This is a genomic window from Pseudomonas sp. IT-P171, assembly GCF_949767765.1.
Taxonomy (GTDB): Bacteria; Pseudomonadota; Gammaproteobacteria; order Pseudomonadales; family Pseudomonadaceae; genus Aquipseudomonas; species Aquipseudomonas fluorescens_B.
Map to the genome: position 1 here is coordinate 273478 of NZ_CATKQN010000033.1, position 17100 is coordinate 290577.

The window sequence follows — 17100 nt, forward strand, 5'->3', positions numbered from 1 at the left end:
TCTCGTATTGACATATCGATAAATCTCGATATCCTCGGCTCATGGAATTGATCGAAATATTCAAAGCCCTCTCAAACCCGACGCGTCTTGAAATCCTGAAAGGTTTGAAGGATCCCGCAAAGAACTTCCCTCCGCAGGACGAAGGTGACGTTCTCACGGTCGGCGTTTGCGTCAGCAGTATTCAAGAAGGGATCGGACTGTCGCAGTCAACGGTGTCCGGTTATCTGGCCACGTTGCAACGGGTGGGCCTGGTCGAAGTCAGGCGCATCGGTCAGTGGACCTACTACAAACGCAATGAAGCAACCATCAGCGCGCTTGCCGAGATCATCGGGAAAGATTTGTAATTTTTTACCGCAACATATCGAGATATCTCGATATTCCATTTTGTCGATGCGAGGATTTACTATGAAAGCGATGATACTTAAATCATTCGGCGGTCCTGAATCGTTCGAACTCTGCGACGTGCCCAAGCCCGTGCCGCAAACAGGGCAGGTCCTGGTCCGGGTGCACGCAACCTCCATCAATCCATTGGATTACCAGGTTCGACGTGGCGATTATCCCGACCTGGTGCCACTGCCGGCCATTACCGGGCACGACGTCTCTGGCGTTGTCGAAGCAGTTGGGCCAGGTGTGAAGACCTTCGCTCCAGGAGACGAAGTCTGGTACACCCCGCAAATATTTGAAGGGCCAGGCAGTTATGCCGAGTACCACATCGCGGCCGAAAATATTGTCGGGAAAAAGCCTCCCTCGTTGAGCCATCTTGAGGCGGCAAGCCTGACCCTGGTTGGCGGAACGGCGTGGGAAGCACTGGTCGTGCGTGCGGCGCTCAGGGTAGGGGAAAGCATTCTTGTCCACGGCGGCGCGGGAGGCGTCGGTCATGTCGCGATCCAGCTGGCGAAAGCCATTGGCGCAAGGGTGTTCACGACCGTGCGTGAAGCAAACGTTGAGTTCGCACGCAGCATGGGGGCCGATGTGATCATCGACTATGAAAAAGAAGATTATGTTGATGCCGTCATTCGGGAAACGGGTGGCCGCGGCGTTGATGTTGTGTTCGACACCATCGGCGGCAACACATTGTCACGCAGCCCCGACGTGCTCGCACAACTTGGTCGCGTCGTCACGATCGTAGACATTGCGCAGCCACAAAACGTCGTTCAAGCCTGGGGCAAAAACGCGAGTTATCACTTCGTTTTCACCCGGCAAAACCGCGGCAAGCTCGATGAGTTGAGCGCATTGATAGCGCGCGGTCAGCTACGGCCACACGTTGGCGCCGTCTATTCGCTTGCCGACATTCCCCTCGCACATGCCCGGCTGGAAAGTCTTAACAACGGTATTCAAGGAAAAATCGCGATTGCTGTCGAGCCATCGCTCATCTCGTAAGTGCGCACTTTCAATCGTTCACGTCCATTCAGAGGTACGCCATGATTTATGAAATCGCTCTGCTCCCCGTTCACAAAGAACGGATTGAACCGTTCCGACGTGCATTCGCCGAGGTCGCTCCTTTGCTCAGCCGCGCCGAAGGTTACGGCGGCCACCTGCTTGCGCAAGGGATCGAAAGCCCCGAGATGTTCAACCTGATAGTGAGGTGGCGATCACTCGAAGATCACACGCCGGGCTTCGAAGCGAGTGAAGACCATCGGCTGTTCATGATGGGCATAGAGGAATATTTTTCGGGAGAACCGAAGGTCTTCCATATTGAGGGCGGAAGCTTTTAGGACTGACGGGCCTCGCACATTGAAATAACTTGCAACCCTTGCGTGATTGAGAAATTCCACGCGTCTCTCTAGATTTTTTCCCACAACGCCGGGCCCCTCTGACAGCGAATAGCTGCCATGTCGGAGTTGCAGTTTGTACAACTTCGACACTTGGAGGAGGGGCTCATGACTGCCCTGGAACCGTTCTTTCTTGCCGAGTTTCTCGGCACCGCCACTTGGTTGTGGCTCGCTTTTATCAGCATCGTTATCGGCCTGTTGATCTTCGACCTTGGGGTGCTACACCGCGGGCATCGAGAAATCGGCGTTCGTGAAAGCCTGCTGCTGTCTGCTGGCTATATCACCGCTGGCTTGCTGTTCGGCCTCTGGGTCTGGCAGGTCAAGGGCGGTGACGCCGGGATGGATTTCTACACCGGCTTTCTGATCGAGAAATCGTTGTCGATGGACAACGTATTCCTGATGGCGATGATCTTCAGCTTTCTCTCCATTCCGCGTAAGTATCAGCACGAGGTGCTGTTCTGGGGCATTCTCGGTGTGATAGTGCTGCGCGCTGTCATGATTGGCCTGGGGGCGGCGCTGATCGCCGAGTTCAGTTGGATTCTCTATGTGTTCGGCATCTTCCTGCTGTTGACCGGGGTAAAGATGCTGTTCAGCAAGATCGATGCCCAGCCCAACCTTAGCGATAACCTGCTGGTGAAGTTCCTGCGTAAACACATGCGGGTGACCGATCGCTTGCATGAAGGGCGCTTCTTCGTCCGCCAGGCGGATGCCAGTGGCAAGTCCGTGGTCTGGGCGACGCCGTTGTTCCTGGCCCTGGTGCTGATCGAGTGTGCCGATTTGGTCTTCGCTGTGGACAGCGTGCCGGCGATCTTTGCCATCACCCAGGACCCCTTCATCGTCTACACCTCCAACATCTTCGCCATCCTTGGCCTGCGTGCGTTGTATTTCGCCCTGGCGGCGATGATTCACCGCTTCGCCTATCTCAAGTACGCCCTGGCGCTGGTGCTGGTGTTTATCGGCGGCAAGATCTTCATGGTCGGCATCATCGGCAAGATTCCGGCGGTCATTTCCCTGAGCGTGACCCTGGCTTTGCTGCTGGGCGGCGTGCTGCTATCGCTTTGGAAAACCCGCGACCAGGCCTCTGCCGGCCCGCAGGTTTAGATCCGGACAGATGGCGGCTGCCACACGAAAACAGCAAACCCGGCGCGAGGGCCGGGTTTGGATAATCCGTGCCAGTCACGCGTGCGGCGAATATCGGCATTTCGACGACTATCAGCGTGGCGCTTCAACTTAAGAGGGGGCATGGGGGTAACTATTGATAAGTCCATCGACAGGTAGACATTAGCTACGCTCAATCAAGAATAGATACTTGCCGAGGTACTAATGCACGCCAGAACAACCACCTTGCCCGCCCTTACGCTCCTTGCGTTTTGCTGTCAGCAAGTGTGGGCTGGCGGCATCATGCTCTACGAAATCGGCACCGATAACGCCGGCCTCGCCAACGCCGGTGCCGCCGCCCGGGCCCAAGGCCCTTCGACAATATCCAGTAACCCGGCGGGCATGAGCTACCTGCCAGGCACGCAGATCACCGGCGGTTTGCAAGTGCTTTACGGCGACCTGACCTTCGATCGAGATTCCGGCACCAATGTCCCTGGTAGCAGAAGTGGCAATGCCCTTGATCCGATTCCCGGCGGCAGCTTCTTCATCTCGCATGAGCTTGACGATCACTGGAGTGTCGGTTTCGGCCAGTACGGCGATTTCGGTCTGGCGGTCAATTACGACAACGACTGGTCCGGGCGTTACTTCGCGCAAAACTCCAGCCTGCTCGGCTTGTCCCTGGTGCCCAGCGTGGCGTACCGCTTCAACGAGCAATGGTCGGTGGGCGTGGGCATCAAGGCCATGTACGGCATGTTGCAGGCGCAAACGGCTATCGACCGGTCCCCCTTCGGTTTCACCGACCGCACGGACGGTCAGTACAAATACAAGGATGGCACCTGGGGCTATGGCGCCAACGTCGGGGTGATCTACGCCCCGCAAGCCGGCACGCGCATAGGCCTGACCTATACCAGCAAAGTCGACTTGAACTTCGAAGACCGGCTGGATGTGCAAGGCGACGGCCGTCTGCTGGAGCGCGTCAACAACACCAATATCAAACTCGACACGACAGTGCCGCAGACCCTGACCCTGAGCCTTTTCCAACAACTGGACCAGCAATGGGCGTTGCTGGCCTCAGCCAACTGGCAGGACTGGTCGGAATTCGGCGATATCGGAGTGCAGGTCGACACCACCGCGCTCGGCACGCAATCGAAAACGGTCGATGCCGGTTTCAAGGACACCTGGCACTTGTCACTGGGCGCGCAGTACCAAGCCGCCGAGCAGTGGCTGTGGAATGTGGGTGTGGCCTACGACAGTAGCGCAGTCTCGGACAGCAAACGCAGCGTAATCGTGCCCATGGGCGAATCCTGGCGGATTGCCGCGGGAGCCACCTATGCCCTGAACAGGGACACCGATGTCAATCTCAGCTGGGCCATGGTCTGGCTGGGCGACATGCCGGTGGACCAGACCAAATCCGTGTCAGGCACTCGAACTTCCGGTCAGTTCGACAATGCCTGGATTCAAGCGCTGACCGGCAACATGACCTGGCGATTCTGATGCTCAGTAAACGAAAGAACGTCTATTTCATCCAAAGAGTAAAACCACTATGGATCTGTCCGGAAATCTGGAAATCAGGTTCCAATCGTCGTTCAAACTGAATGGGAGTACCGGCTGGAGATTAGTGACGCTGCGTATTCCGTCACCTGCAAGCCCCATCTTTTGATCCCAGTCCGCGACCTACTGGCCTTCTAAACACCACCAACAAATTCAGGTAGGTATAGCTGGATTATTTGGCGTTGGCCGCAGTTGAAAAATGGAAAGAAAATTTCTCGCCCCCCGCAACCTTTTTCCACCTGTCGATGAGCGACTGACTGGCCGAACAGTCATCCGGTCGGGTAGAAACCCAGGCGTTCCCCCATCCTCACAAAACAAATTCACAATCACTGACTGGTTGATTTATCTCAACTCTGTCCGCCCGGGCTTCGTAATACTTCAGCAGTGCTGAGCACGAAAATAATAGAGGCAGGCTTGATTACGGTGTGAGGGTAAGCACAGTCAGAATGACGCCACTGCACCGTGCTGTCGCCATTTCAGGGTCTGCGCTGTTCGTTGATTTGTACGAAATGATGCCCGACGTCAGAAGCAGTTTCGGGAATGTGTTTGCAAACACGAGGAGAAAAACATGCTAGCTCCGCTTCCCAAACAAATAGCGCTCGCACTTTTATCAACCTGCGTTGCCATCGGCGCGGCGCATGCCGCTCCCAATGAGGCCTCCGAGGTCACTCGAAAAGCCAACGACGCCTTGCTCAGCTACTTACCCTTTGCCAATAAACAAGACTTCGAAGACGCGAACCACGGCTTCATTGCCGATTTACCCAGCCCTGTGATCAAGGGCGATGCGGGCAACACCGTGATTGATCTGTCTCAGTACGATTTCCTCAAGACAGAAGGCCCGACACCCACCACCGTCAACCCGAGTTTATGGCGGCAATCGCAGTTGCTGGCGATTCGAGGTTTGTTCAAAGTGGTGGATGGCATCTATCAGGTGCGCAATATCGACCTGGCCAACATCACCTTCGTGCGAGGCAAAACCGGTTGGATCGTAATCGACCCACTGACCTCGGCGGAAACGGCCAGAGCGGCACTGGCGCTGGTCAATGACAAGGTTGAAAAACTTCCGGTGTCTGCGGTGATCTTCACCCATTCACATGTCGACCACTTCGCTGGCGTGCGTGCCATTGTCACTGAAGCCGATGCGAAATCCGGCAAAGTCCCAGTGATCGCCCCTGAAGGTTTCATGGAGGAAGCGGTCAGTGAAAACGTGTTTGCCGGCACTGCGATGAGCCGTCGCGCTTCTTACATGTATGGCAACCTGTTGCCAAAAGGCTCCAAAGGGACCGTCAGTGGTGGCTTGGGCATAACCACGGCAGCCGGCACCATCACGCTGCTCGAACCGAACAAACTGATCGAGAAAACCGGAGAAACACTCAGCGTCGATGGCATCGAGGTGGTGTTCCAAATGGCACCCGGCACCGAAGCTCCGGCGGAAATGCTGTTCTACTTCCCGCAATTCAAAGCCATTGACCTGGCAGAGGATGCCAACCACACCTTGCACAACATACTTACCCTGCGTGGTGCAAAAGTTCGCAGCGCGCAGAAGTGGGCCAGCGCTCTGGGGCAAACCCTTGATCTGTGGGGGGCGGATGCCGTGGTGTCGTTCGGTAGCCACCATTGGCCGCAGTGGGGTAATGATCGCGTTGTGCAGCATCTCGAGAAACAGCGCGACCTCTACAAGTACATTAACGATCAGACGCTGCGCATGGCCAATCAGGGCATGACCATGAACGAGATCGCCGAGGCGTTCGTCCTGCCTGATAGCCTGGCCAAAGAGTTTTATAACCGGGGTTACTACGGCAATCTCAAACACAACGTGCGCGCGACCTATCAGCTGTATTTAGGCTTCTGGGACGGTAACCCCGCGAACTTCGACCCGCTGCCGCCAGCAGAGGAAGCGAATAAGTATGTCGAGATGATCGGCGCCGACAAAATGATTGATACCGCCACAGCGGCCTATGCCAAAGGCGAGTATCGCTGGGCTGCAACCGTGGCCAACAAGGTGGTTTTTGCGGACCCGAAAAACCAGGCGGCACGTGCCATCGAGGCCGATGCTCTGGAACAGATGGGTTACCAGGCCGAGTCCGGGCCGGCGCGAAACTTTTACCTGTCCGGCGCGCAGGAACTGCGTGGTGGCGTGAAAAAAATGGTCACGCCCAATACCAGTTCACCTGACATCATTCGCGGCATGACCACTGAAATGTTTCTCGACTTTCTGGCCATTCACTTGAATGGCCCTAGAGTCGGAGACAAGTCATACCTCTTCAACCTCAACTTCCCCGACATTAACGCCAAGTACGTGTTGACCGTAAAAAACGGCGTCATGAACTACAGCAAAGACAAGCAATTGGATAAGGCCGATGGCACTGTCACTCTTGACCGAACCACCCTCGACGACATTGCCCTGGGCAAACTGAAATTGGGCAATCTCTCTGAAAACGGCGAAGTGACCATCGACGGCGACAAGGCCAAATTCAAGGAAATGCTGACCCACTTCGACCAGTTTGACTTCTGGTTCACCATTTCCGAGCCTTAGCCCAGACGAGTCTGCACCTGTAAAGAACGCCCCACAGTTGGGGCGTTCACGTATCGGAGGTTGGTTGAGAAGGGGCATCTATCGGCCAAGTCGGGAAACCCGCCAGGAAATTTAGCTATATATTGGTTTCGCTGTCCTCGATGCGGTCAGCCATGCGTCGTCTAAACAAGGAGACTCCGATGACCACTGCACATGTTTTCATCGCCACCAGTCTGGATGGCTTCATCGCCCGACCCGACGGTGACATTGACTGGCTTTTGCAGCGCGATGATCAGAGCGAGGATCACGGCTACCTGGCCTTCATCGCCGACAAGGATGCGATCGTGATGGGGCGGGGGAGCTATGAGAAAGTGCTGACCTTCGACACCTGGTTCTACGACCGGCCAGTGGTGGTGTTGTCTCAACAGTTGGCCGGCTCGCAGGTGCCTGAGGCGCTAGAGGGCAAGGTGCGTTTTTCCAACCTCACGCCTTCAGACCTGTTGGCGGAAATGGCGAGCCAAGGTGTGCGTCGAGTCTATGTCGATGGCGGGCAGTTAGTGCAATCATTCCTGCGTGACGGGTTAGTCGCCGATATGGTGATCACCACCGTTCCCGTGCTGATCGGGTCGGGAAGACCATTGTTCGGGGCCCTTACGCAGGACATTGCTTTGAAGCTGGTCACCAGTCGGTGCTTTCCTTCGGGGCTCGTGCAGTCTACCTATCAGTTGGTGCCTTGATCTTCTGAAGGGAAGGCCGGATCAAAGGCGAGGGTGAGATGGCAAATGCCGCTCAATCCACTGTGCAACGGTGGTGGTTTCGAGTTGCCGTTCGCCGTTGTAACTCTGCGCCTTGCCCCACGCGACACCTTTACCCTCGGCAAACACCGCCCGGTACTTGCGCATCGGATCATCGGGTGCGTCAGCCAGATCGGCCATGAGCGCGGGCACTGTCCATTCGACACGCTCGACTGTGCGGTTCAGCACGCGGTCGACGGTGTCGGCCAATTGCCCGTAGGTGAGGGTGTCACCGGTGACGTAGACAACCTGATTCACCCGCTCTGGATCGAACAGGATAACGGCGGTCAGCCGGCCAATGTCCTCCGGCGTGGTGACCGTCACGGCAGTGTTCCAACTGCCCAGGGCGCGGACGGTGTTCTGCGCCAGATCGACCACGCCGAACGCGGGCTCGAACAGGAAACTGGTAAACATGCCGGTCGAAATGATCAGCCATTGCAGCCGCGATTGAGCGCGCAGCAATTGGCGCACATCCAGCTGCTCGTCAAACAGATCTTGCGGGCTGCCCCGACCGATCACGTCGTAGTCCACACCGAACTGCCACGGCACATAACGCTTCACCTCCGACTGCAACGCAGCGCGGGCGAGTTTGACTTGCGTCCCGCTACCGGCGACGAAGCCGAGGCAACTGATCAGCGTATCGAAACCGCTGAACTGCGCGGCCAGCTCCGCTATGGAATCGTTCGCCGCATCGCCCGGCAGCACCTCGATACCCAACGTGTCCAGTTCTTCGAGCGTTTGGCGTTTGTGCGCCGACGTGGTATCGATGGCCGACGGCCGCAGCATCACCGTGACGCGAGCCTCCGGCCGAGCGGCCAGTTCGCGCAGTACGGCCATGCCAAGCTCGCCGGCACCGAGTACCAGAATGTTTTCGGTTTTTGCAGGATTGAGCGGGTGCATCGCAACTCCCAATGAATGATCGGCAACGATTGTTTTTCTATCCTGTCACCCTTGGCGAACGTTCAGAAGAAGGCACACGCGTGATACCGCATGACGAAATGAGTGAAGAAGAAGTGATCCGCCAGTCCCAAGCCGCGTGCGATGCGCTCAGCGCCGAGGACGACGGACTCAAGCGCGAAGTGCTGACCCATGCGGGCAATCGCTGGTCGCTGGGTATCGTCCATACCCTGGGGTGCGCGGGGAAATTGCGTCACGCTGAAATAGGGCGGCGCTTGGAGGGGGTTACGCAGCGCATGCTGACTCGCAGTTTGCGGCAACTGGAGCGTGATGGATTGATTGTGCGTTTTGATTACGGAGAGGTGCCGCCGAGGGTCGATTATGAGTTGACGCCGCTGGGGCGTAGTTTTTTGGCGCGGATGGTGCCGTTGTGGAGTTGGTTGGTGGAGAATGCGGAGGGTTTTCGGGCTGCGCGGGTGCGGTTTGATGCGGAAAATGAATCTGGCGAGGCATAGAAGGGAAGGCTGAGTGACGGGAGAGTTCGCTGTAGGTTTGCATTTGGAGAAAAGGGTGCGAGATGGTGGGCGGCTGGTATCGGCCGATTCTGTTGAAAAAGTCGACGATGGTTTCCGCAGCAGAAAAGTATGCGTCCGAGATTGAAATCTTTACTTTCGACAGAGGCTTCGGGGCTCAGATTTCACGTAGCAGTGTGCAAAAAAGGCGTTTTAACCAGTCAATGACCAGGCTGTTTGGGCGAACCGACTTTTTCAACAGAATCGGCCAGAAGCGGACTCTCGAAGGAGTCTAGGTACTAGGGGCAATTCAAATATTGGGTTCACGATGACACTAGGTGCACACAGCTAAGCACCTCGGGCATAGCCACCTGAGAGCGCCGCATCTTATTTTTCCGGTGTAAAACTACGATGTTGGAAGGCAGCTTGGTTTTTTCGGGGCGGGGCTAGGGGTGAAAAATATGATTCGCTCCCTAGGCGTGATCACATTCCTTGTGCTAGATTCAAAGTGCTTGTGGCATTAGGTCACGAGGTGGATCACAAGTTGTCAAGCCACCCATGATTATTTATCAGCGGGATACACATGGCGAACAACAGCACGCGGAATCTCTTCATTGAGAACCTCCAGATGTAATCGTGATACTGACACTATACGTCAACTCTAGCAATACGCGGCCTAGTCTGAAAAGATGGATAATGTTTAGAGCATTAAGTTTAGCCGGTGGGGCGGTTTAGGGATTGCCGCCATCCTAGTCCCACCGGTTGGCTTATCAAGGTGTGAGCATGGACGAGTCGCCGTGGTACAAACCTAGAAAGTATCTTCACTTTGATCGTCCCGTTGGTCAGAAAGCGGCACTCAATTACGTTTCATCTCCTCAGAAAGTCGCAGCTCATTCATTTTATCCTTTTATCACTTATTCTTCGGTGATTCTGAAGTATCGGTTAGATAATGATCGCGGCGTGTTCGTCAAGAATCCCAAGCCTAGGCCAATCAGTTACTCTGCTCACTTGGATTCGCATATATATGCTTATTACTGCTTCATTTTGAGCCAGCTGTATGAGAAGGAACTAGTGCGACGTGGCTTGCATACGTCGGTATTGGCCTTTCGCTCCATTGACGGAAAAAGTAATATTCATTTTGCACATGATGCGTTCTGCGAGATCAAGGCTAAGGGAGAGTGCTGTGTTCTTGCATTCGACGTTGAAAAATTCTTTGATCGTCTTGATCATTCACGGTTGAAGGCAGCTTGGGCTAAGTTGCTAGGAGTCGGGAAACTTCCGGCTGACCATTTTGCGGTTTTCAAGTCGATCACCAAGAGTTCTCGCGTCGATAAAGTCGCCCTCTATAATAAGCTCGGTGTGTCGATCCACAATCCGCGAGTCGAGGATAAGCGACTCTGTTCGGCTAAGCAATTCCGTGATGATGTGAGAGGTGGAGGGCTTCTTGCTACAAATCCTGACTCTCGAGGTATTCCGCAAGGATCTCCAATAAGTGCACTCCTGTCCAATATCTATATGTTGGAGTTTGATCTCGCTTTACTTTTTAAATTGTCCTCGACAGAAGCAGTCTTTTATCGCTACTGCGACGACATACTCGTCATATGTGATTCGGAAAAGGAAGATGAGATTTATGAGTTTGTGAATGATGAAATTAGAAAGTTGGGGTTGACCTTGCAGGAGAAGAAAACGGAAATTAGACAATTTACCTTTGACGCCGCTGGCAAACTTCGTTCTGATAAGCCGGTACATTACCTTGGCTTTTCGTTTGATGGGCAGCGTGAGCATATTCGATCATCGTCTATAACCAGATACTATAAAAAGCTTCGCAAGCGTATTTGGGTAAGTAAGAAAGCAATGGATCGTTGCAATGAACTCCGGGCAGGAAGGGGGGAGCTTCCGCGAGAGCTTTTCCTGCGTACTATCTATAGAGGTTATAGCTATCTTGGGCGCAGGAACTTTATTTCATATGGGTTCAGGGCTGCAAATATTATGGGCTCTCAATCAATTAGAAAGCAGTTGCGTTCTCATTGGAGAAAGCTAAACAAGTTGTTGGCTGATGCTAGGTCAAGTGATCAATAGAGCAATTCGCATTAGTTCTCAATGGTGGGAAATACAGACGGATAATGAATAAGGAGGATGGTCTATTTTCTGAAAAAAAGAACCGCTCCCATTTTCATGCAGAACTTCCATTAGCGGTTATCTGATTGATGGCGAGTCGTGGAAATGTAATTTCGTCACCTTAAGTGACCGGCTGTTAACCCGTTTCGACGAGGTTGATATATATTAATCACCTTTCTTATTATCAGTTTTTGGCTTTAGAGTAAGATCAGCTGGATCGGCGGCGGAGTTAAACTCGAACTCCTTATCACCTAAGGTAATGATCGTTTTATATCCTAAATTCATTAATTCGAAGCCTATGTGGAATGGTTTTTCTGAGGAGGATGGCATGTAAGAAATGTACACATCAACGTTCTGATAAAAGCATAATTTTACTAGAAAAATCCCGAATTTATCTGGCTCGGTGTATTGATAATAAAAGACGGCTGGATTATCACCATGCTTAGTCTTGTTGGCGAGTTCTAGGCTTGCCTTTTCTTTAATGAAGGCTTTGAATACTTTCGGGTTGGGCACGTTTGAGTGAAGGAATCCTAAAAGTGCCTTGGTGCTGCCTACAAAGCTGGCCTTGAAATGATGCCTGTGTATGCCATAGGCAATATGTGTAAAGCAGTCAATCAGACGTTTGTAATCTGGGGTGCCCCAAAGTAGGTCGATAAATTTGTTTTCGTGGCCCAGCCGAACGAGCCGCTTCTTAAGGAAAACTTTTTCTAATAACTTATAAGACGTACGTTTTAGAGCCCTTTGGATTTTTCCATTGTAATGTTCGTAGCCGATGGAGTTGTTTCCGAGAATTCCGGCAATACTTACCATCAGAAACTCATCGTCATCAGACTTTTTACAATTGTGTTCCTCGCAGGAAGGTACTGTAATCAAGTTCAACCTTAAATTAATGCCGGCATCCTTTAACTCAGGAAACAGACATTTTGGAGGCACGTGCTCGACAGTGATACCTGGCTTTTCGCACATGTAGCATAATTCAGACATGGAGCTCTCGTTTATAGCTTTTATGATAAGGCAGTTAATGCGTGATTTATGACAAAGCAGGTGCCGGCATTCCAAGTGGCGATTCAATCACCGACCAAAAGAAGGGCTCCTACCTTGCAAAGGTCTGATCGTTGCGAATACTAAATCCTAGACCTATAGTCAATAGGGGAATCTAACCCCAGGGAGATTTTTAATATCTCTGTGAAACACAAAATCTAAATGAGGGATTTCAACTTCTGATTTTTTAGAGCAGCATTGCCTGAACTTTTCTCCTCCTTTGCAAGGGCAATCAGAATCCAACTCGACACGGGAGAACATATCAATTGGAAACTTTCTTGTCGTCCTGATAACATTCCACTCCTCAAAGGCATCTTCCAAAACAGCCATCAGGTGTTCCAGTACGGAAAAATCCAAAGTTTCATCGTTATGAACAACAGAGTATTTTTGAACCGGCTTGGATACAATGGATATCTCTTTTAGTACTACATCATTCGCCACATGAATGCATAGTTTTCCGTTGTATATTTTACCTTTCACATGAGAGCATCTAGAACGAGGACGAATTTTATGATCGCAAATACCGCATGAGTAATGCCCAACAACCATGCCCGGGCTTGAGAATACACAATAAGGGTAAAGTGATTGCAGGTTTGAAATCTGGTGGCTTATAAAAAAAATATTTTTATTTAGACAGAACTCTTCACTCGAATTTCGCAGAACAAACTGACACTTAATTTCGCATCGCTCTAAGTCGTACCATGCCTCTCTGTACTCCCTACGCTTTATTTTGTGAAACGCCTCTATGTATGTCAGCGTAAGCTGGAGCGCTTCTGATTCTCTCCAGCAATTGTTTGCACGCTCTTCGTCCCCCGCTACAACAGCTTGCTCCTTAACTTTCTCCAGCTCACATAAAGCCCATTTAATGTCTGGATTTTTTGTGTGTTCAAGCGTGGTCAGCTCAAATTTCATTTTCGAGCTCCTTGATAGCAGTGAAAACTTTATCCAGCTTTTCAACCTTGCCATCAAAGCTAATGGAGACGGTTGAGCCATTTTCTCTTTCGATAATAAGCTTTAAAGATATACCATCATTCTCCTTGGCTTTAAGCTTGTCATATATATAAGACGACATAAGATTGGTTAGTATTGGAAGAACAATACTAGAAACAAAGAATGTTCCAAGCCAAAAATCCGCTCCATGCAGACTTAGCTCTTTATAATCCCCATCTGTAGAGTAGATCTCAGTATCGACATTGTTATCATTGAGGTAATCAAGCGTATCTAGACTGCCCGCGTAAAACTCATCTACTGTTCCGTGGGACGGTAAAATTATTAAACTTTTTTCTCTAATAATTTCTGCCAGTGACTGGGATGCCTTACGCACTAACTCTGCTCGCGTCAGTGACTCTTCCTTTACCTCGAAACGGTCTTTTTTTTCCAATATCGACATTTTACAGAGCACTCCTTTCCGTGATTTAGCGGACCTTGGTTAGATATTATGCGATGTAGAGTAATTTGGTAATGGCTATTGCGCACTACCTGCGATCGCACGCCGCTCATCGGTGGTCAGTCACCTTATGACATTCAAAATTGCATACGCCTGCTCATCCGGAGATATGTCGGGTACACGCTGCGCAGCCGGCAGCTTGGTGATCTTTGCGCGCAAGCCTCAGATTGAACCACCGCTTCTGGCCGGAAACGGTCGCTCATGAACGGCGGCTATTGGACAAGAGTTATGCCGCAAAGATCTCGAGTCTTTTTATGGTTAAACAAAAAACGGGCGCCTTCAGCGCCCGTTTTCATTCACTCCTTCGTCTGCGCCCGCAATCGTCGACCGATCACATCCATCAAGTCACAACCATCCCGCAACGGAATGGCCAACAACTGAGAAAAGTCCTTCAACACCACCGTGTCGCAACCAAGCTCGGCGCGGTACGCGATGTTTTCCAATACCTGCGTTACCGTGCGGATGCGGTGATCAGCGGCTGCTTGCAGAACGTCGAGTGGAGCTTGGGTGTCGATGAGCAGGGAGGCTGGAATCAGGTCGATTCCAGTGAGGGGCATGTATCTTTCCATAGGTAAAACTCCGATCAAGGCAAAGTAAAAGTAAAAGTAAAAGCACTTTAGAATCTCGATCGATCAGGTCGCCAAACCCGTATCGCCATTTTGGGCGACGGGACCGACTATAAGCCTCATCAGAACAGCGGGGAAGGTGACGCATTCCGAGGTTTGTGTAGGAATTTTTATGCCGTCCTAGGACGCAATATCTGCGTCCGAAAACCGCGTCAAAACATTCATTCAACTTTGTTCATCCCCGCTAACGCTATCCTCTAGAATCCCAACTCCGCAGTCGAGACGGACCTCCACCCAATGCAAACCCCCACCACCCAACACCCCCTCTGGAAAACCTACCTCCTTTTCCTCGCCCCCATGGTCCTCTCCAATTTCCTCCAATCCATGTCGGGCACCGTCAACAGCATCTACATCGGCCAAATGCTCGGCACCCAAGCCCTGGCCGCCGTGTCCGGCATGTTCCCTATCGTGTTCTTCTTCATCGCCCTGGTCATCGGCCTCGGCGCGGGGGCGGGGGTGCTCATTGGCCAAGCCTGGGGCGCACGGGAGCCGCATCTGGTGAAAACCATCGCCGCCACCACCTTGTTATTGGGCGCAATCATCGGCCTGACGGCGGCGGTGCTGGGCAGTGTATTCGCGAGGTCAGCCTTGCAGGGTTTGGGCACACCGGCCGATGTGCTCGACGACGCCGTGTCCTACGCCCACGTGATGATGTGGATCATGCCGTCGCTGCTGGTCTACGTGCTGTTCACCCAACTGCTGCGCGGGGTGAGCGATACGGTGTCGCCGCTGATTGCGTTGGTGGTGTCGACCTGTATCGGGTTGGCACTGACGCCGGCGTTGATTCGCGGTTGGTTCGGCTTGCCGATGTTGGGGATTCAGAGTGCGGCGTATGCGGGGTTGGTGGGTAACCTGTCGGCGATGGGGTGGCTGGCGTGGCGGTTGATCAGCAAGGGGCATCCGTTGGCGCCGGATCGGGAGATGTTTGCGGCGATGCGCCTGGATCGGGTGATTCTTGGCAAGGTGTTGCGCATCGGCTTGCCGACCGGGTTGCAGATGGTGGTGTTGTCGGTGTCGGAGCTGGTGATTCTGGCGCTGGTGAATCAGCACGGTTCGCAGGCAACGGCGGCGTATGGGGCGGTGACGCAGATCGTCAATTATGTGCAGTTTCCGGCGTTGTCGATTGCGATCACCGCGTCGATTCTTGGGGCGCAGGCGATTGGGGCGGCGCGGGTGGAGCGGATCGGGCCGATTTTGCGTACGGGGCTTTTGATTAACGTGTGCCTGACCGGTGGCTTGGTGCTGTTGGGTTACCTGTTGTCGCACTGGTTGCTGGGGTTGTTTCTGACGGACGATTCGACGCGGGCGAAGGCTGAGCATCTGTTGCACATCATGCTGTGGAGCCTGCTGTTGTTTGGCTTCCAGGCGATCATCGGCGGGATCATGCGCGCCAGCGGCACGGTGTTGGTGCCGATGGCGATTTCGATTGTGTGCGTGGTGGGCGTGCAGTTGCCGGTGGCGTATGCGCTGGACGGGCAGTTCGGGTTGCAGGGCGTGTGGATGGCGTTTCCGGTGGCGTATCTGGGGATGCTGGTGTTGCAGACGCTGTATTACAAACTGGTGTGGAAGCATCAGAAGATTGAGCGGTTGGTGTAGGCGCTTTTCCGGGTACGGCTGCGCACGATGACGTATCGCTAAGTAAGATTGGCCGCGAGAGATACAGGCCATTACAAAACCGATACGTGGGGGATACATCGAGGTGGCAAGGTTTGCCCATACCTCCTTTCCACCCTTCAGTCGGAGCCCCCGATGAATAAATTGCTGTCTGCGTTGGCCCTTGGTTGCACGTTGGGTCTGTCACTGGTCAATACTTCCCAGGCCGCCGAACCGGCCGGTTATTCCTCGGATCAGTTGGCGGTGGCCTACCGCAGTGTCAAGGTCGATGGCCTGAGCATTTTCTATCGTGAAGCCGGTCGTGCGGATGCGCCCACCTTGTTGCTGCTGCACGGTTTTCCCAGTTCTTCACGCATGTATGACCCGCTGTTGGCGCGGTTGGCGCAGCACTATCATCTGGTGGCGCCGGACTATCCGGGGTTCGGCCATAGCGATGCGCCGGATGCCAAGGCGTTTGCCTACACGTTCGATCATCTGGCCAGTGTGATGGAGCATTTCACCGAAGCCCTCGGCCTGAATCATTACTCACTGTATGTGCAGGACTACGGCGGCCCCGTTGGCATGCGGATGATGCTCGCCCACCCCGAACGCGTGCAGGCGCTGATTGTGCAGAATGCGGTGTCCCATGAGGCGGGCCTGGGGCCGCTGTGGCAAAAGCGTCGTGAATTCTGGGCCAACCGGGCTGCCAACGAGGCGGGGTTGAGAGCGAGCTTTTTCTCGTTGGCGACGACCCGACAACGGCATGTCGGCGCCAACCCGCAGATCGAGGTGTTCAACCCGGACCTGTGGACCGACGAATTCAATTTCCTCAACCAGCCGGGGCAGGCCGATATCCAGAGCGACCTGTTCTATGACTACCGCAACAACGTCGCCAGCTATCCGAAGTGGCAAGCGTGGCTGCGCGAGCATCAACCGCCGACGCTGGTGGTGTGGGGCAAGTTCGATCCGTCGTTCGAGGTGGCGGAAGCGGAGGCTTATCGCCGGGATTTGCCCAACGCCGAGATTCATGTGCTGGAGGCGGGGCATTTTGCGCTGGATGAGAAGCCTGATGACATTGCGCGATTGGTGGGGGATTTCCTCGGCAGGCACGTGAAGACAACAGAAAAATAAAGCGG

General features: G+C 53.4%; 16 protein-coding genes and 1 pseudogene. 11 read left to right on the forward strand and 6 right to left on the reverse strand.

Features of this window, described 5'->3' with window-relative positions:
• Positions 1 to 41: 41 nt before the first annotated feature.
• From ACM6I5_RS18675 to ACM6I5_RS18695, 5 genes are all read left to right on the forward strand, one after another.
• Positions 42 to 344: an ArsR/SmtB family transcription factor gene (locus ACM6I5_RS18675; RefSeq protein ID WP_017338400.1), complete on the forward strand. Its 303-nt coding sequence runs from the start codon at positions 42 to 44 to the stop codon at positions 342 to 344.
• 61 nt (positions 345 to 405) lie between these two features.
• A complete protein-coding gene (locus ACM6I5_RS18680; RefSeq protein WP_414884384.1) occupies positions 406 to 1380 on the forward strand; it encodes a zinc-dependent alcohol dehydrogenase family protein in 975 nt (324 codons plus the stop codon).
• Between the two features lie 41 nt (positions 1381 to 1421).
• Entirely contained in the window at positions 1422 to 1715 is a 294-nt protein-coding gene (locus tag ACM6I5_RS18685) for an antibiotic biosynthesis monooxygenase family protein (protein WP_414884385.1), read from the forward strand.
• Positions 1716 to 1880: 165 nt separating this feature from the next.
• Positions 1881 to 2873 carry a TerC family protein gene (locus ACM6I5_RS18690; RefSeq protein ID WP_414884386.1) on the forward strand — a complete coding sequence of 331 codons (993 nt, stop codon included), beginning with the start codon at positions 1881 to 1883 and terminating at the stop codon, positions 2871 to 2873.
• Between the two features lie 222 nt (positions 2874 to 3095).
• Positions 3096 to 4364 carry an OmpP1/FadL family transporter gene (locus ACM6I5_RS18695; protein WP_414884387.1) on the forward strand — a complete coding sequence of 423 codons (1269 nt, stop codon included), beginning with the start codon at positions 3096 to 3098 and terminating at the stop codon, positions 4362 to 4364.
• A 66-nt stretch (positions 4365 to 4430) separates the two neighbouring features.
• Here the strand turns inward: ACM6I5_RS18695 and ACM6I5_RS18700 are convergent.
• Positions 4431 to 4538, reverse strand: a pseudogene (locus tag ACM6I5_RS18700) (transporter); the annotation flags it as partial.
• A gap of 451 nt (positions 4539 to 4989) precedes the next feature.
• Between ACM6I5_RS18700 and ACM6I5_RS18705 the strand changes: the two are divergent.
• Both ACM6I5_RS18705 and ACM6I5_RS18710 read left to right on the forward strand, forming a co-directional pair.
• Positions 4990 to 6957: an alkyl/aryl-sulfatase gene (locus ACM6I5_RS18705; RefSeq protein ID WP_414884388.1), complete on the forward strand. Its 1968-nt coding sequence runs from the start codon at positions 4990 to 4992 to the stop codon at positions 6955 to 6957.
• Positions 6958 to 7136: 179 nt separating this feature from the next.
• A complete protein-coding gene (locus ACM6I5_RS18710; RefSeq protein ID WP_414884389.1) occupies positions 7137 to 7673 on the forward strand; it encodes a dihydrofolate reductase family protein in 537 nt (178 codons plus the stop codon).
• Between the two features lie 21 nt (positions 7674 to 7694).
• Here the strand turns inward: ACM6I5_RS18710 and ACM6I5_RS18715 are convergent, their stop codons facing one another.
• Positions 7695 to 8630, reverse strand: coding sequence for an aromatic alcohol reductase (locus tag ACM6I5_RS18715; RefSeq protein WP_414884390.1), 936 nt, complete (start codon positions 8628 to 8630; stop codon positions 7695 to 7697).
• A 98-nt stretch (positions 8631 to 8728) separates the two neighbouring features.
• Between ACM6I5_RS18715 and ACM6I5_RS18720 the strand changes: the two genes are divergently transcribed.
• Complete coding sequence (locus ACM6I5_RS18720) at positions 8729 to 9142, forward strand: winged helix-turn-helix transcriptional regulator (RefSeq protein WP_414884483.1); 414 nt, start codon at positions 8729 to 8731, stop codon at positions 9140 to 9142.
• 780 nt (positions 9143 to 9922) lie between these two features.
• Positions 9923 to 11218, forward strand: coding sequence for an antiviral reverse transcriptase Drt2 (drt2, locus tag ACM6I5_RS18725; protein WP_414884391.1), 1296 nt, complete (start codon positions 9923 to 9925; stop codon positions 11216 to 11218).
• A 204-nt stretch (positions 11219 to 11422) separates the two neighbouring features.
• On the opposite strand, the gene ACM6I5_RS18730 is transcribed toward drt2, so the two are convergent.
• The 4 genes from ACM6I5_RS18730 to ACM6I5_RS18745 form a co-directional block, all read right to left on the reverse strand.
• Positions 11423 to 12241, reverse strand: a complete 819-nt coding sequence (locus ACM6I5_RS18730) for a hypothetical protein (RefSeq protein ID WP_414884392.1) — start codon at positions 12239 to 12241, stop codon at positions 11423 to 11425.
• Positions 12242 to 12400: 159 nt separating this feature from the next.
• A complete protein-coding gene (locus tag ACM6I5_RS18735) occupies positions 12401 to 13210 on the reverse strand; it encodes a hypothetical protein (protein ID WP_414884393.1) in 810 nt (269 codons plus the stop codon).
• Positions 13200 to 13688, reverse strand: coding sequence for a hypothetical protein (locus ACM6I5_RS18740; protein ID WP_414884394.1), 489 nt, complete (start codon positions 13686 to 13688; stop codon positions 13200 to 13202). Before ACM6I5_RS18740 ends, ACM6I5_RS18735 begins: the two co-directional genes overlap by 11 nt.
• Positions 13689 to 14041: 353 nt before the next feature.
• On the reverse strand, positions 14042 to 14314 hold the full coding sequence (locus ACM6I5_RS18745) for a hypothetical protein (RefSeq protein WP_414878373.1): 273 nt from the start codon (positions 14312 to 14314) through the stop codon (positions 14042 to 14044).
• Positions 14315 to 14608: 294 nt separating this feature from the next.
• Between ACM6I5_RS18745 and ACM6I5_RS18750 the strand changes: the two genes are divergently transcribed.
• Both ACM6I5_RS18750 and ACM6I5_RS18755 read left to right on the forward strand, forming a co-directional pair.
• Entirely contained in the window at positions 14609 to 15967 is a 1359-nt protein-coding gene (locus ACM6I5_RS18750; protein ID WP_017338410.1) for an MATE family efflux transporter, read from the forward strand.
• Positions 15968 to 16120: 153 nt separating this feature from the next.
• Entirely contained in the window at positions 16121 to 17095 is a 975-nt protein-coding gene (locus ACM6I5_RS18755) for an alpha/beta fold hydrolase (protein WP_414884395.1), read from the forward strand.
• Positions 17096 to 17100 lie beyond the last annotated feature (5 nt).

Bases quoted from the DNA above. Each gene is read 5' to 3' on its own strand.
- ACM6I5_RS18675 (WP_017338400.1), top strand. From the start codon at position 42: ATGGAATTGATCGAAATATTCAAAGCCCTCTCAAACCCGACGCGTCTT.
- ACM6I5_RS18680 (WP_414884384.1), top strand. From the start codon at position 406: ATGAAAGCGATGATACTTAAATCATTCGGCGGTCCTGAATCGTTCGAA.
- ACM6I5_RS18685 (WP_414884385.1), top strand. From the start codon at position 1,422: ATGATTTATGAAATCGCTCTGCTCCCCGTTCACAAAGAACGGATTGAA.
- ACM6I5_RS18690 (WP_414884386.1), top strand. From the start codon at position 1,881: ATGACTGCCCTGGAACCGTTCTTTCTTGCCGAGTTTCTCGGCACCGCC.
- ACM6I5_RS18695 (WP_414884387.1), top strand. From the start codon at position 3,096: ATGCACGCCAGAACAACCACCTTGCCCGCCCTTACGCTCCTTGCGTTT.
- ACM6I5_RS18705 (WP_414884388.1), top strand. From the start codon at position 4,990: ATGCTAGCTCCGCTTCCCAAACAAATAGCGCTCGCACTTTTATCAACC.
- ACM6I5_RS18710 (WP_414884389.1), top strand. From the start codon at position 7,137: ATGACCACTGCACATGTTTTCATCGCCACCAGTCTGGATGGCTTCATC.
- ACM6I5_RS18715 (WP_414884390.1), bottom strand. From the start codon at position 8,630: ATGCACCCGCTCAATCCTGCAAAAACCGAAAACATTCTGGTACTCGGT.
- ACM6I5_RS18720 (WP_414884483.1), top strand. From the start codon at position 8,729: ATGAGTGAAGAAGAAGTGATCCGCCAGTCCCAAGCCGCGTGCGATGCG.
- drt2 (WP_414884391.1), top strand. From the start codon at position 9,923: ATGGACGAGTCGCCGTGGTACAAACCTAGAAAGTATCTTCACTTTGAT.
- ACM6I5_RS18730 (WP_414884392.1), bottom strand. From the start codon at position 12,241: ATGTCTGAATTATGCTACATGTGCGAAAAGCCAGGTATCACTGTCGAG.
- ACM6I5_RS18735 (WP_414884393.1), bottom strand. From the start codon at position 13,210: ATGAAATTTGAGCTGACCACGCTTGAACACACAAAAAATCCAGACATT.
- ACM6I5_RS18740 (WP_414884394.1), bottom strand. From the start codon at position 13,688: ATGTCGATATTGGAAAAAAAAGACCGTTTCGAGGTAAAGGAAGAGTCA.
- ACM6I5_RS18745 (WP_414878373.1), bottom strand. From the start codon at position 14,314: ATGGAAAGATACATGCCCCTCACTGGAATCGACCTGATTCCAGCCTCC.
- ACM6I5_RS18750 (WP_017338410.1), top strand. From the start codon at position 14,609: ATGCAAACCCCCACCACCCAACACCCCCTCTGGAAAACCTACCTCCTT.
- ACM6I5_RS18755 (WP_414884395.1), top strand. From the start codon at position 16,121: ATGAATAAATTGCTGTCTGCGTTGGCCCTTGGTTGCACGTTGGGTCTG.